Origin of the sequence: Mesorhizobium sp. WSM4898 (assembly GCF_029625845.1) — a bacterium.
In the GTDB taxonomy this organism is placed as follows: Bacteria; Pseudomonadota; Alphaproteobacteria; order Rhizobiales; family Rhizobiaceae; genus Mesorhizobium.
Genome location: NZ_JARTVQ010000008.1, coordinates 112906 through 126772 on the forward strand (window position 1 = coordinate 112906; position 13867 = coordinate 126772).

At 65.1% G+C, this 13867-nt stretch carries 14 protein-coding genes; 6 read left to right on the forward strand and 8 right to left on the reverse strand.

Going from position 1 to position 13867, the window contains the following annotated elements; genetic code table 11:
- Positions 1–6 precede the first annotated feature (6 nt).
- Together P9228_RS25450 and P9228_RS25455 are read right to left on the reverse strand one after the other, a co-directional pair.
- Entirely contained in the window at positions 7–1236 is a 1230-nt protein-coding gene (locus P9228_RS25450) for an FAD-dependent monooxygenase (protein ID WP_278056155.1), read from the reverse strand.
- Positions 1237–1262: 26 nt separating this feature from the next.
- A complete protein-coding gene (locus P9228_RS25455; RefSeq protein WP_066997164.1) occupies positions 1263–1508 on the reverse strand; it encodes a zinc-finger domain-containing protein in 246 nt (81 codons plus the stop codon).
- A 240-nt stretch (positions 1509–1748) separates the two neighbouring features.
- Here P9228_RS25455 and P9228_RS25460 point away from each other — a divergent pair, with 240 nt between their 5' ends.
- Together P9228_RS25460 and ppx are read left to right on the forward strand one after the other, a co-directional pair.
- Complete coding sequence (locus P9228_RS25460; protein WP_278056158.1) at positions 1749–3944, forward strand: RNA degradosome polyphosphate kinase; 2196 nt, start codon at positions 1749–1751, stop codon at positions 3942–3944.
- On the forward strand, positions 3941–5476 hold the full coding sequence (gene ppx / locus P9228_RS25465) for an exopolyphosphatase (RefSeq protein ID WP_278056160.1): 1536 nt from the start codon (positions 3941–3943) through the stop codon (positions 5474–5476). The genes P9228_RS25460 and ppx overlap by 4 nt, the downstream gene beginning before the upstream one ends.
- Before the next feature lie 4 nt (positions 5477–5480).
- Here the strand turns inward: ppx and P9228_RS25470 are convergent, their stop codons facing one another.
- The 4 genes from P9228_RS25470 to P9228_RS25485 all read right to left on the reverse strand — a co-directional run bounded on the left by P9228_RS25470 (position 5481) and on the right by P9228_RS25485 (position 8761).
- Positions 5481–5903, reverse strand: a complete 423-nt coding sequence (locus tag P9228_RS25470; protein ID WP_278056162.1) for a DoxX family protein — start codon at positions 5901–5903, stop codon at positions 5481–5483.
- Between the two features lie 131 nt (positions 5904–6034).
- On the reverse strand, positions 6035–6457 hold the full coding sequence (locus P9228_RS25475) for a DoxX family protein (RefSeq protein WP_067001137.1): 423 nt from the start codon (positions 6455–6457) through the stop codon (positions 6035–6037).
- Positions 6458–6748: 291 nt separating this feature from the next.
- Complete coding sequence (fumC, locus tag P9228_RS25480; RefSeq protein WP_278056164.1) at positions 6749–8146, reverse strand: class II fumarate hydratase; 1398 nt, start codon at positions 8144–8146, stop codon at positions 6749–6751.
- A gap of 132 nt (positions 8147–8278) precedes the next feature.
- A complete protein-coding gene (locus P9228_RS25485; protein ID WP_127216666.1) occupies positions 8279–8761 on the reverse strand; it encodes a cupin domain-containing protein in 483 nt (160 codons plus the stop codon).
- A gap of 105 nt (positions 8762–8866) precedes the next feature.
- Between P9228_RS25485 and P9228_RS25490 the strand changes: the two genes are divergently transcribed.
- Complete coding sequence (locus P9228_RS25490) at positions 8867–9826, forward strand: LysR family transcriptional regulator (RefSeq protein ID WP_278056168.1); 960 nt, start codon at positions 8867–8869, stop codon at positions 9824–9826.
- Positions 9827–9837: 11 nt separating this feature from the next.
- Here P9228_RS25490 and betI read toward each other — a convergent pair whose 3' ends face one another.
- The gene (betI, locus tag P9228_RS25495; RefSeq protein ID WP_278056261.1) at positions 9838–10449 is read right to left on the reverse strand and encodes a transcriptional regulator BetI; all 612 of its coding nucleotides are present in this window, start codon (positions 10447–10449) and stop codon (positions 9838–9840) included.
- A 108-nt stretch (positions 10450–10557) separates the two neighbouring features.
- Between betI and choX the strand changes: the two genes are divergently transcribed.
- A complete protein-coding gene (gene choX / locus P9228_RS25500; RefSeq protein WP_278056170.1) occupies positions 10558–11496 on the forward strand; it encodes a choline ABC transporter substrate-binding protein in 939 nt (312 codons plus the stop codon).
- A complete protein-coding gene (locus P9228_RS25505; RefSeq protein WP_067324826.1) occupies positions 11493–12329 on the forward strand; it encodes an alpha/beta hydrolase in 837 nt (278 codons plus the stop codon). Before choX ends, P9228_RS25505 begins: the two co-directional genes overlap by 4 nt.
- On the opposite strand, the gene P9228_RS25510 is transcribed toward P9228_RS25505, so the two are convergent.
- On the reverse strand, positions 12330–13205 hold the full coding sequence (locus tag P9228_RS25510) for an NIPSNAP family protein (protein ID WP_347404323.1): 876 nt from the start codon (positions 13203–13205) through the stop codon (positions 12330–12332).
- Here P9228_RS25510 and P9228_RS25515 point away from each other — a divergent pair.
- Positions 13198–13857 carry a TetR/AcrR family transcriptional regulator gene (locus tag P9228_RS25515; protein ID WP_278056173.1) on the forward strand — a complete coding sequence of 220 codons (660 nt, stop codon included), beginning with the start codon at positions 13198–13200 and terminating at the stop codon, positions 13855–13857. The genes P9228_RS25510 and P9228_RS25515 overlap by 8 nt on opposite strands.
- Positions 13858–13867: the final 10 nt, after the last annotated feature.

Consider the following 13867-nt stretch of genomic DNA (forward strand, 5'->3'; position numbering starts at 1 on the left):
AACGCCTCACCGCCTGTTCCGCTCCTCCCAGCCATAGAGCCAGTCCAAATCTCCCGCGAGCTTCTCCGCCGGGCGCGTCGCCAGCACCAGGTTGCGCGCGATCGCAACCGGGCCCCAGGCGTGCCAGGCCATGCGGTTGAGCGCGCCGCGTCTGAGCACCTTCTCGATGCGCGGCCGCCTGCGATTTTCCCATGTGGAGAGGTTCTGCCGCCGATCGCCGGCGAAGTCGGCGACCAGATCGGCGAGCGTCGCGGCATCCTCGATCGCCATCGCCGCGCCCTGCGCCGCGAACGGGGTCATGGCGTGCGCCGCGTCTCCGATCAGGGCTACGCCCTGCGGCATCGTCCAGCGCGTCTGCTCGACGGTGTGGATTGGAAACGCCGTCCATGGCCCGGCGAGCGCGGCGAGTCTCGCCAGCGCGGGCGCCGTGCCGCGCATGGCGCTGGCGAGAATGGCGGGATCGGCATGGCCGGACCAGCCTTCGGCGATGCGCTCGCCCTTGGTGAAGGCGGCGAGGTTGAAGGCGCTGCCCTTGCTCACCGGATAGGCGACCATATGGAAGCCGGGATGCAGGAAGGCGGTGATGCAGTCGCCGGCGGCGATTGCTGCAAAAGCCTGGCCGGCGGCGCTTGTCGCTGCAACCGTTGCGCGCCAGGCCAGCTCGCCCGAGAAGCGGTTCTTCCCGAAGGCCGGCTCTCGACCCGCAAGCAGCCTGCGAACCGACGACCAGACGCCGTCCGCGCCGATCAGCAGGCCGCCGGCGGCCTCGATGCTGCCGCCATCCGTTTCGGCGGCGACGGCGATGTCTTGCGGGTGAACAGCGACGTCCGTTACCCGCGCGCCGGTGACGAGTTGGATTTCAGGATGCTCCGCCATCCGCGCCGTCAGCGCCGCCTGCAGGTCGGCGCGGTGCGCCACCAGATAGGGCGCGCCCCAACGCTCTTCGCCGGCCTGGCCGAGCGGCACGCGCGCCAGTTCGCGCAAGGTGGCAGCGCCCTTCAGCACCACCGCTTCCGGGCGGATCGCGCTCAGCCGCAACCGGTCGAGCGCGCCGAGCCGACTGAGCATACGGGTGGCGTTGGGGGAAAGCTGGATGCCCGCGCCCACCGCTTCGAGCTGGCTGGCCTGTTCCAGCACCGTGACGGCATGGCCGTGTTCGGCAAAGGCAAGAGCTGCCGTCAGTCCGGCGATACCGGCCCCGGCGATGACGACCTGCCGGGACCGCGCCTCCTCCATGGTCTAGCGGTCACCCAGATCCGCGATCAGGCGGCCTGGTCGATATAGAGGCAGCCGGCAGGCTCGGTTTCCGTCGCCTTCAGCTTCGGCGAATAGCGGTAGAGCGTCGAGCAGTAAGGGCAGACCTTTTCATTGTCGTCGCCCATGTCGAGGAATACATGCGGGTGGTCGAAAGGCGGGTTGGCGCCGGTGCACATGAATTCCTTGACGCCGATATCGATCGCCGGATGGCCCGCGTCGTTCTGGAAATGGGGAATGGTACCGCCTGCCATCGTCGTCTCCTTCAGTTCGGCCCGTTTGCATCTGGATCATAACCGGCCGGTTTGCAAGATCGATGAAATGAAACTGTCGCAAAAGGCTGGCAGAGGATAAGTTGAGCCGGTTAAGCGCATGAGGCCGGAAACGAAGCGATTCCGTGACATCATGCGTCATAAAAGCGTGTTAGAGCGTGCATAGCGCGTCCGGCGGCGTATGGCGCTCAAAGAACGACGTTGTGGCCAAGAGCAGGAACCATGAACGAACTGAAGCCGGTGCAGAGCGAGTTCATCACCGTCGAGGCGGCGAGCCCGGACGGCGGCAATCCAGACCGTTTCGTCAACCGCGAGTTTTCCTGGCTGCAGTTCAACCGCCGGGTGCTCGAGGAATCGCTGAACGAGCATCACCCGCTGCTCGAGCGCGTCCGCTTCCTGTCGATCTCGGCCGCAAACCTCGACGAGTTCTTCATGGTGCGCGTCGCCGGCCTCGCCGGTCAGGTGCGCGAGGGCATCGCGTTGAAGAGCCCGGACGGCCGCACGCCTGAGCAGCAGTTGGAGCAATTGCTGCGCGAGGTCGAGCGCCTGCAGGAAGACCAGCAGAAGAGCCTGTCGGCCCTGATGGAGCTGCTCAACAAGGAAGGCATCGAAAGCATCCCCCGCGACGGCCTGACCAAGGACGAGAAGGCCTGGCTGGAGGAGCATTTCCAGGGTCAGGTTTTCCCGGTGCTCACGCCGCTGTCGATCGACCCGGCGCACCCGTTTCCGTTCATCCCCAATCTCGGTTTCTCAATGGCGCTGCAGCTGCGCCACCGCAAGAACGGCGAGGAGATGAGCGCGCTCTTGCGCTTGCCGGTGGCGCTGCGGCGGTTCATCCGTCTGCCCGACCGCAAGCATCATGTCCGCTTCATCCCGCTGGAGGAGGCGGTCGGCCTCTATATCGGCAAGCTCTTCCCTGGATATGAGGTCAAGGGCTCGGGCACGTTCCGCATCATCCGCGACAGCGATATCGAGGTGGAGGAGGAATCGGAAGACCTCGTTCGCCTGTTCGAGACGGCGCTGAAGCGCCGCCGCCGCGGCTCCGTCATCCGCATCGAATTCGACACGCTGATGCCGGCCGAGTTGCGCGACTTCGTCGCCGGCGAGCTCGGAGTGTCGTCGAGCCGCATCAGCGTGCTCACCGGGCCGCTGGCGCTCAACCAGATCTCCGAGATCGTCGCCATCCCGCGCGACGACCTCAAATTCACGCCCTATAACCCGCGCTTTCCCGAGCGCATCCGCGAGCATGGTGGCGACTGCCTGGCCGCCATCCGCGAGAAGGACATCATCGTCCACCACCCCTACGAATCCTTCGACGTCGTGGTGCAGTTCCTGCGCCAGGCGGCGGCCGATCCGGAAGTCGTCGCCATCAAGCAGACGCTCTACCGCACCTCGAACGACAGCCCGATCGTGCGGGCGTTGATCGACGCGGCGGAGGCCGGCAAGTCGGTGACGGCGCTCGTCGAGCTCAAGGCGCGCTTCGATGAAGAGGCCAATATCCGCTGGGCGCGCGACCTCGAGCGCGCCGGCGTCCAGGTCGTGTTCGGCTTCCTGGAGTTGAAGACCCACGCCAAGATGTCGCTGGTGGTCCGCCGCGAGGAGGGCCGGCTGCGCAATTACGTACATCTCGGCACCGGCAACTACCATCCGGTCACCGCCCGCATCTACACCGACCTGTCCTTCTTCACCACCGACCCGACGATCGCGCGCGATGTCGCGCAGATCTTCAACTTCATCACCGGCTACGCCGAGCCTGCCGAGGAGATGCGTCTTGCGGTGTCGCCGTTCACGCTGCGCGACCGCATCCTGAGGCACATCGCCGAGGAGATCGCCCATGCGCTCGAGGGCAGGCCGGCCCGTATCTGGATGAAGATGAACGCGCTCGTCGATCCGACCGTCATCGACGCTCTCTATGACGCCAGCCGCGCCGGCGTCGAGATAGATCTCGTCGTGCGCGGCATCTGCTGCCTGAGGCCGCAGGTGCCGGGTCTTTCCGAGAACATCCGGGTGAAGTCGATTGTCGGCCGCTTCCTTGAGCACAGCCGCATCTACTGCTTCGGCAACGGCCACGGTCTGCCGTCCGACGAAGCGGTCGTCTACATCTCCTCGGCCGATATCATGCCGCGCAATCTCGACCGCCGCGTCGAGACCCTGGTGCCGATCACCAATCCGACTGTGCATGAACAGGTGCTTGGCCAGATCATGCTCGGCAACATCATGGACAATCAGCAAAGTTTCGACGTATTGGCTGATGGCACCTCCCGGCGCGCTGCGCTCGAGGAGGGCGAGGAACCGTTCAACGCGCAGGAATATTTCATGACCAATCCGAGTCTTTCCGGACGGGGTGACGCGCTGAAATCGCATGCGCCCAGGCGCATTGCACAGTTCAAGCGCCGCAAGAAGAACGCCGCCGCGTGATTTCAGTCTCGCAGGGCCGGCTCCAGGACCGGCGGCCGCTGTCGATCATCGACATCGGATCGAACTCGATCCGCCTCGTCGTCTATGAAGGGCTGGCGCGCTCGCCGACGATGCTGTTCAACGAAAAGATGCTGGCCGGCCTCGGCCGCGGCATCGTTTCGACGGGCAAGCTCGATCCCGAGGCGGTGACGCGCTCGATGGAGGAGTTCCGCCGTTTTCGCGCGCTTTCGGATCAGGCCGGCGCCGAGCACATCTATGTGCTGGCGACCGCGGCCGCGCGCGAGGCGGTCAACGGCCCGGACTTCATCCACCGCGCCGAGGATGTGCTGAAGACCGAGATCCGCGTGCTTTCCGGCCGCCAGGAAGCGCATTATTCGGCGCTCGGCATCATTTCCGGTTTCTATCCGGCCAACGGCATCGCCGGCGACCTTGGCGGCGGCAGCCTGGAACTCGTCGACATCAATGGCGAGGCGATCGGCGACGGTATCACGCTGCCGCTCGGCGGCCTGCGCCTGCAGGACATGGCGAAGAACTCGCTCGTCCAGGCGCAGAAGATCGCGCGCCAGGAGCTGGCGCGGGCGAAGCTTTTGAAGGGTGGGCAGGGCAGGGTGTTCTACGCCGTCGGCGGAACCTGGCGAAACCTCGCCCGGCTGCATATGGAGATGACCAACTACCCGCTCGGCGTCATGCATCATTACGAGATCGCCGCCGACAGCGCCCTGAACTTCCTTAGGCAGGTGGCCAAGGGCGAGGTCGAAAAGGTCAAGGGCATCGAAGGCGTCTCCAAGAACCGCCGCTCGCTGCTGCCTTACGGTGCGGTCGTGCTGCAGGAAATCATGGCGGCAATGCAGCCCTCGAAGATCGTCGTCTCGGCGCAGGGCGTGCGCGAAGGCTTCCTCTATTCGCTGCTCGACGCCGCCGAGCAGAAGGCCGATCCGCTGATCTCCGCGGCGGAGGAACTGGCGCTGCTGCGCTCGCGCTCGGTCCATCACGCGCATGACCTCGTCGACTGGACGGACAAGGCTTTCAAGGCCTTCGGCATCGACGAGACGGTGGATGAGGCGCGCTACCGCCACGCCGCCTGCCTGCTTGCCGATATCGGCTGGCGGGCGCATCCCGAATATCGCGGCCGGCAGTCGCTCAACATCATCGCGCATGCGTCCTTTATCGGCGTCGACCATCCTGGCCGCGCCTATCTGGCCCTGACCAACGCCTATCGCCATGACGGCATCTTCAACGATGCGATCGCGCCCGAGATCAAGACCCTGGCGCCGCCGCGGATGCTCGAGCGCGCCCGCGCGCTGGCGGCGATGATGCGCGTCGTCTACCTGCTGACGGCGGCGATGCCCGGGGTCATGCCGCGGCTGAAATGGGAAAGCCGCGGCAACGGTGCGCTTGCGCTGGTGCTGCCGGCGTCGCTTGCCGACCTCTATGGCGAACGACCTGCCGGGCGACTGGCGCAGCTGGCGCGCATCACCAACCGCCGGCTGGTGCTGGCGGTCGAGGGCGGGCCGAGCATTTCCGTCAAGTGACGGATCAGGTGATCTCGGCACCGACGCCAAAAGGGCGGCCGTCGGCCGACCATGCGCCGGCGCCGGCCATGGCGAGCGCCAGGAAGCCCCCGGCAATGGCAATGTCCTTCATCAGCATCTGCCGGTGCATGAAGGCTAAGGTCGCATCCTCGCCGCCCTGGCCGAAATGGCCGATGAAGCCGGCCACGATAGTGAAGGCGGCAAGCAGCAGCGCCGCGATCCGCGTCTGAAAACCGACCAGGATCAAAAGTCCGGCGATCAGCTCGAACAGGCCGGTGCCCCAGGCCGCCAGGGTCGGTAGCGGCAGGCCGAGGCCGGCGAAATAATTGATCGTGCCGGATATATTGGTCAGCACCTGGAAGCCCGAGGGCACGAACAGCGCGGCAAGCAGGAGCCGCGAGGCGAGAAGCAACGCGTTGCGGTTCATGGCCCACCTCCCTTGCCGGTACCCGGGAATGCACCGGCTCTCGGTGCAGTGTACGCCTGCACTCGAGAAAACGAAAAAGCGGCGCGGAAAATTACGCGCCGCCAAAGTTTCAGCTTGGGAGGGGAAGGAGATCAGCCGCGCTTGGCGTCGATCGAATAGGCGCCGGCGCCGGAGGAGGCGAGCAGGATGAAGCCGCCGGTGATGGCGAGGTTCTTGAGAAACTGGATCATCTGCATCTGGTCGGCCCAGCCGGTGTGAGCAACCAGGCCGGTAGCGATCGTGAAGATGGCGAGCAACCAGGCGGCGATCCGCGTCTGGAACCCGACAAGAATGGCAAGGCCGCCGAGCAGCTCGATGAGGCCGACCACGACGGCCGTCACGGTCGGAAGCGGCAGGCCGAGGGCGCCGAAATAGCCGGCGGTGCCGGAAATGGCGGTAAGCTTGCCGAAGCCGGAAAGCAGGAAGATGACGGCGAGCAGGATACGGCCGAGCAGGATGGTGGTGGCACTGTTGGACGCGATGCTGGTACCGGCGGCGGAAGTGTTGATGGACATTGGCGAGTCTCCGAATCGTGTTGGATGCCCAGTCAGATAGACGACGAAGACTGTTCACCAAAGCCGCCGATGCGGCGACACATTGTTCACAGGCAGTATGTTTCGGTGACCGGCGGATGCGCGCGAAAATCGTGTCGGCGGACTGGGATTAACGAGTAAATTGTGCCCCCGCAAAATAGCCAAGCCATCGGTGGGGCTGCAGTCGCAGACCTCGGAGGCTAGCCGAAACGCCCGATCGGGTCGTCTTCGCCCTGAAATGGCGACCTCTTGGGTCAGTCCGCGCCGCGAGAATTAGCCCGGATGCGTCATGTCCTCGGGCCGCACCAGCCGGTCGTAGTCGGCCTCGCTGACCAGCCCGGTGGCAAGAGCTTCCTCACGCAGCGTGGTGCCGTTCTTGTGCGCGGTCTTGGCGATCTTGGCGGCGTTGTCGTAGCCGATGGTGGGGGCGAGCGCCGTCACCAGCATCAGCGAGCGCTCCAGCGCCGCCTTGATGTTGTCTTCCCGCGCCTCGATGCCGACGACGCAATTGTCGGTGAAGGAGACGGAACCGTCGGCAAGCAGCTGCACCGACTGCAGGAAATTATAGGCCATCAGCGGGTTGTAGACGTTGAGCTCGAAATGGCCCTGGCTGCCGGCGAAGGTTAGCGCGGCATTGTTGCCGAACACCTGCACGCAGACCTGCGTCAGCGCCTCGCACTGCGTCGGGTTGACCTTGCCCGGCATGATCGACGAGCCCGGCTCGTTCTCCGGCAGCGACAGCTCGCCGAGGCCCGAGCGCGGGCCTGAACCGAGCAGGCGGATGTCGTTGGCGATCTTGAACAGCGCGGCGGCCGCCGCGCTGATCGCGCCATGCGAGAACACCATGGAATCGTGTGCTGCGAGCGCCTCGAACTTGTTCGGCGCCGTGACGAAGGCGATGCCGGTGATGGCGGCGATCCGGTCCGCCACCTTTTCCGCAAAGCCAACCGGCGCGTTGAGCCCAGTGCCGACCGCGGTGCCGCCCTGCGCCAGTTCCTGCAGGCCGGGCAGCGTCTGCTCGATGCGCTTGATCGACGACGCGACCTGCGCGGCGTAGCCGGAGAATTCCTGGCCGAGCGTAAGGGGTGTGGCGTCCTGCGTGTGGGTGCGGCCGATCTTGATGATGTGGTTGAAGGCGCGGGCCTTAGCGTCGAGCGCTTTGTGCAGATGGTGGAGCGCTGGGATCAGGTGATGCGCGACCCGCTCGGCGCAGGCGACATGCATGGCCGTCGGATAGGTGTCGTTTGACGACTGGCTCATATTGACGTGGTCATTCGGGTGCACGGGCTTCTTGGAGCCCATCACGCCGCCGAGCATCTCGATGGCCCGGTTGGAGATCACTTCATTGGCATTCATGTTGGACTGCGTGCCCGAACCGGTCTGCCAGACCACGAGCGGGAAATGGTCGTCGAGCTTGCCGTCGATCACTTCCTGCGCGGCGTCCACGATTGCCTTGCCGATGGCTGGATCCAGCCGTTTCATCTCCATGTTCACTTCGGCCGCGGCGCGCTTGACGATGCCCAGCGCGCGCACGATCGAGGCCGGCTGCTTTTCCCAACCGATCTTGAAATTGCCGAGCGAACGCTGCGCCTGCGCGCCCCAGTAGCGGTCGGCCGCGACCTCGATGGGACCGAATGTATCGGTTTCGGTTCTGGTCTTCTCAGCGCTCACGGGAAATCTCCGGTCTGTCGATTTGCGCAAGGGCGTATCGCGTTGCACAAAACCCTTCAAGCGGAGATTGCGGGCGAGGAAGATGCAAATCGGTTGAAGGGGGTTGCCGATCTCCCCCCCTTGTGGGCCAGATCAGCCCTCCATCGGCGGTCCAACAATGTCGATGCCGTTCTCGGCGCAGAGTCTCGTCAGCGTCGCCATCATCTCGGGCGTCGGCGCCCCCGGCTGCGGCAGGTCCGGCCGTTCGGCGGGGCGGCTCGCCAAGCGCACCATCGTCTCGAAATCCGAGCCGCTCGTGACGGTGAGCGTATGCGCGCCTTGCGGAGATTCGACCCTGTATGTATGCGGTAGGCCCTTCGGCGCGATGACGGTTTCGCCCGCGCCCACGACCCGCTCATGGCCGTTGATCTGGAAACGCATTTGTCCTTCGAGGATGTGAAATACCTCGTCTTCGTTGCGGTGCATATGCAGCGGCGGGGAATCGCCATAGGGCAGGCGATGCTCGATGACGCAGATGCCGTCCTCTCCGTCGGCCGAAGAGACCTGGATGGCGACGAGCGTGTTGTTGAACCAAAGGAGTTCCTTGCCTGCGATGGTCCGGTTGATCATTGTCATGGTGTCTCTGCTTTGTGTTGGGCCGGCGAAGCGGCGTCGACGGCGAACTAATCAGGGACGCGTGGGCGATGGAAATCGAATGATCATATGGGCTGAATTGATGCGATGAATTTGAACGCGCTCGATCTCAACCTGGTGAGGGTGCTCGACGCGCTTTTGCGCGAGAAAAGCGTGACGCGCGCTGGCGAGCAGATCGGCCTCAGCCAGCCTGCGGTGAGCGCCGCGCTCAATCGCCTGCGGCATTCGCTCAACGACCAGCTCTTCGTGCGGCGCGGCAACGACATGGTGCCGACGCCCCGCGCCGAAAGCCTGGCCGAGCCTGTGCGTGCCGCGCTGCGCGAGATCGAGCGTGCTTTCCAGCCGGCGAAGGACTTCGATCCGGCAAGGCTGGAGCGGACCTTCACCTTCATGGGCGCGGATTTCTTTTCCATGCTCCTGATGCCGCCCTTTGCCGCGCGCATCGCGGCGGTGGCGCCATCAGTGTCGTTCCGCTTCCTCGACAGCGCCATCGGCGACGTCTCGAAACTGTTGCAGGAGGACCAAATCGACGTGGCGCTGGAGCGTCCCCTGGAAGTCGCCGAATGGGTTTCCAGCGTACCGCTGTTCGGCTCGCCCTTCGCCGTCATCGCGGCGAAGGGCAATGCAGCGCTCAATCGGGCCGGCATCGCCGAAGGCGAGCAGGTGCCGCTCGATCTCTTCTGCGAGCTGCCGCACGCGCTGCGCTCCATCGACGGCTCGATGTCGGGCTTCACCGATGACGCGCTGGGGAAGATGGGCCGGACGCGCCGGGTCACGCTTGCCTTGCCGCATTTCCAGGCGGTCGCGCTGGCCGTGGCGAGCGGACCCTATCTGGCGGCCGTTCCAATGCAGTTCGCGGCGGTGGCGGCGAAATCCTTGCCCCTCGGCATCTACCGGGCGCCGATCTCGATTCCCTCGCCGGCGGTCAGGATGTACTGGCACGCCCGCCATGACGACGAGGCGCCGCATCGCTGGATCCGCGAGCAGATCCTGGTGGAGGTCGAGGCGCTCGGTTTCCGCAACCTGGAGGATGAGGTCGGGGAGTAGATCTCACTCTGTTATCCGGCCGCCAGGCCGATGGTCCCGGGCTGGCGCAGCGCGAGCCGCCCCGCGACATAGTCCTTGACCTGGCGGACCGCCTGCGCGCGCGACACGCTGCCCGGCTGCAGGCCAAGCCTGAGCCACAGCCCGTCGATCAGTGCGGTGACGCCGAGTACGATCTCCGCGGCCAACTCCGGGGATGCGAGGCCGCGCAGGCCGGACAACAGGTTCGAGCGCATGCGCGCGTGGATCACTCGCTGGATGCGCGCCAGCTTCTCGTCGCGCGGCACCTCGGCGCAGAGCGACAGCCAGGCGTGACAGAGCGGCGGCAGGAACAAATGCTCCTCGAAATTGCCCTCGATCACCGCGTCCAGCCGCTCGATCGGCGTTCGCGCGCGCTTGAGCCGCGCCACCACCGCGTTGCACAGCACGGCATTGGCCTCGCGCATCGCGTGCTCGAACAATTCCTGCTTGTTGCGGAAATAGTGCAGCACGATGCCCTTCGAGGCGCCGGCCTGGGCCGCGACCTTTTCCAAGGTGGCGCCGGCAATGCCCTCGCGCTCGAGCACCGCAAAGGCCGCTTGCCGCAACTCCTTGCGGCGTATGTCGCTGAGACGTGTGAGCTTCACCGGATCGATCCATGTTTGCGAATCCATGTTGACATTTTCGCCCGCTCAGATCAATGATTGACCACTGGGACAATAACATGACCAAATGGTCAACAGAGGAGAACCGGAATGGTGCGCTTGCTTGCGAATGGCGTCTGTCTCGCTGCCTTGATGGTGGCCGCTCAAACCGTTCAGGCGGCCGAGGCGGAGGAATGTAAGGTGGTGCGAATGGCCGAGCCCGGCTGGAACGATCTCGCCTTCACGACGGGCGTGGCCAAGGTCCTGCTCCAGGTGCTCGGCTATGAGCCGCAGAGCGACGTGCTTGGCATCAACGTCATCTACGAAGGCATGAAGAACAAAGACCTCGACCTGTTCCTCGGCTACTGGGATCCGGCGATGGTCACTTATTACGAGCCTTACAGGAAGGACGGCTCGATCGAGAATGTGCGGGTCAATCTGGTCGGCGCCAAATACACCTTCGCCGTGCCGACCTATGTCTGGGAAGCCGGCGTCAAGGATCTCTCCGACCTGCACAAATTCGCCGACAACTTCGGGAAGAAGATGTACGGCATCGAGCCCGGCTCGAACCAGCTGATGATGGATGCCATCGCCGATCCTCAGTTCCAGCTCGACGGCTGGCAGGTGGTCGAATCGAGCGAAGCCGGCATGCTCTCGGAGGTCGGCTACGAGATCAAGGAGAAGCAGTTCATCGTCTTCCAGGGCTGGGCGCCCCATCCGATGAACACGATGTACGACTTCAAGTATCTGACCGGCGGCGACAAGTTCTTCGGCCCGAATTTCGGCGCCGCGACGGTGACGACCCAGGTGCGCAAGGGATTCCTGCAGGAGTGCCCGAACGTGGCGCAGTTCCTGAAGAACCTTGCCTTCGACATCGATCTGGAAAATGTCGGCATGGGCTACCTCATCAATGACGGCATGAAGCCGGAGGAAGCGGCGCTTAAGTCGATCACGCTCAACAAGGATCGTGTCGACGCCTGGCTTGCCGGCGTCACCACCTTCGACGGCAAGCCCGGCCTCGCCGCGGTCAAGGAAAAGCTTGGACTGTGAGGCCCGCGGCATTGGATCTGTCGGGACAGGGGGGCGAGCAGGACGCCTGGGCCGGCCGCAAGCGATTCGTCGATGTCGGTGGCCTCGACCTCGCCTATGTCGAGGTCGCCGGCTCGGAACCGCCGCTCGTCCTGGTGCACGGCTTCACCGACACCAGCCGCAGTTTCTCGTTGCTGGCGCCGCATCTTTCCGCGCGGCGGCTGGTCATGCCGGACCTGCGCGGCCATGGCGCCTCGCAGGCGGGCAGGGGCTTTGGCATCGCCGATTTCGCCGACGATGTCGCCGGGCTGATCCGCAACCTGCGGCTCGCCCGGCCGGTCGTTCTCGGCCATTCGCTGGGTGGCATGGTCGCCATGCAGGTGGCCGCGCGGCATCCGGAACTGGTCGGCGGGCTGGTCATCCTGGCCGGGGCGCTGAAGGCAGATTTCGCGCCGGACCATCCGTTGGTTGACGGCGTGGCGGAACTGCGCGACCCGATCTCGCCGACTGATCCGTTCTACGACTGGTGGCACGCCTGCGGGTCCGGCGTGCCGCGGGCCCTTCTTGCCGGCCTGGCGGCGGACGCTTCGGCGATGCCGGCGGCGCGCTGGCGCGCCATTCTCGAAGAAATCCGCCGGACGGATCTGACCGCGGCGGCGCGGGCCGTGCGGGTCCGGACGTTGATCATTGCCGGCGCCTGCGATCCGCTCTTCGGCCAAGCGCACCAGGAGGCTTTGGCCGAGGCGCTTGCCGGATCGCGTCTCGTCTGGGCGCAGGACTGCGGCCACAACCCGCATTGGGAAGACCCGGCCTTCGTCGCCAAGGCAATAGCCGACGTGCTGCCAGCCGAGTGACTACCGCAACAGCGATCGGGCCGTAGGCGTGAGGCGCAACATCTCTGCCGGCTTCGTCGAAGCAGCCTGCATGGTTTGGCGAACCGCCTGCCATGCCGGGGAAGCGCCAAGGTCGTTCCGATAGTTCGCATGGGCGTCGCCGAAACCAACGACGACGATGAAGACATTTTCGCCGGCTCGCACCGGCAGCCGCGAAAAAGTGTTTTCGGCATGCTCGCTGACGAAGGCGCCGAGCAGCCGGCCCCCGCTGGCCGTCAGTTGCGGAACCATTTCCGCCCGGAAACGCTCGGCAAAGCCGGTTTCCATGCCGTGGCGCAAATGATGAATCGAAATCTCAACAATACCGTCTAAGTGAGGCTCCGCACTTTTGTTTTCGCCTTCGCTCACGGTCGACCGCTCGCGCCTCGACAGGTCGAAGCCGGCGTCCGGCCACGCGGGCTTCAGCAACAGCACGTCGTCGGAATCGATCATCGTCGCATTGGCGGCGTTGCGATGCTCGGCCCACACCGGGCCGTCATAGAAAGCGGTGAGCGCTTTCCTCCTGGCCTCCATGTCGGCGAAGCCGCGCAGCCAGACGAACATGTCGGGACGGTCGAGGTCGCGGAACTGGCCGATGATGGTCATGCCCGCGGCTTCCTGTCTCTCGACGAACTCCCGGTCGAACAGCGCGATAAGCGTTTCGCGCTGGCCGGGTTTCAATGTGTATTGCCTGAGCTCCACGATCGGCGACGCAAGGCGGGAGGGTCTGTTCATGGCTAGACTCTCGAAAACAGGGTGTTCATCCTGTTTATAAACAGACCGGTTGTCCTGTTTTGTCAATATGCTACGTTCTTCCCCTTCTCTCCCACGGGGAAAGGTGGAGGTGGCGATGCGCAAGAAGCGCACCAACGATCCGCAGGGCATGCGGCGGCGCCTGCTCGACGTGGCGGAAGATTGCTTCCAGGCGCGCGGCTATCACGCCTCGAGCCTCGGCGACCTGATGGCGGCGGCCGGCGTCACCGGCGGCGCGCTGCACCATCATTTCCCGACCAAGAAGGCGCTGGCGCTGGCGGTGATCGAGGAGCGGGTGGCGGCCGCGGTTCAGGAGACCTGGATCGAGCCGGTGCGGGCGGCGCCTTCGGCGCGCAAGGGCGTGCGCGCGGTGTTCGCGTCGGTGGCTGCCGCGCTCGAGCAGCAGGGCTATGTGCGCGGCTGCCCGCTCAACAATCTGGCGCATGAGCTGTCGCTCGCCGATCCCGATTTCCGGATTGCGTTGGCCGATATCTTCGCCGGCTGGCGGCGGGCGATCGCCGACAAGGTGCGCGCCGATCAGGAGGCCGGCGGGGAAGGTGGGACCGATCCCGACCGCTTTGCCGCGCTGACGGTGGCGGCTTACTCCGGCGCCATGTCGATGGCCAAGACCGCACAGGATGCCGGTGTGTTGCGGCAGTGCCTGGAGGGTTTGGAGCGGGTCGAGCCCCCGCCATCACAGAACGGTTCGCCCGCCAGACGACGCCGCAGGGTGGTGCGGCAGCAGGCAATCCGCTGATGCCGGTATG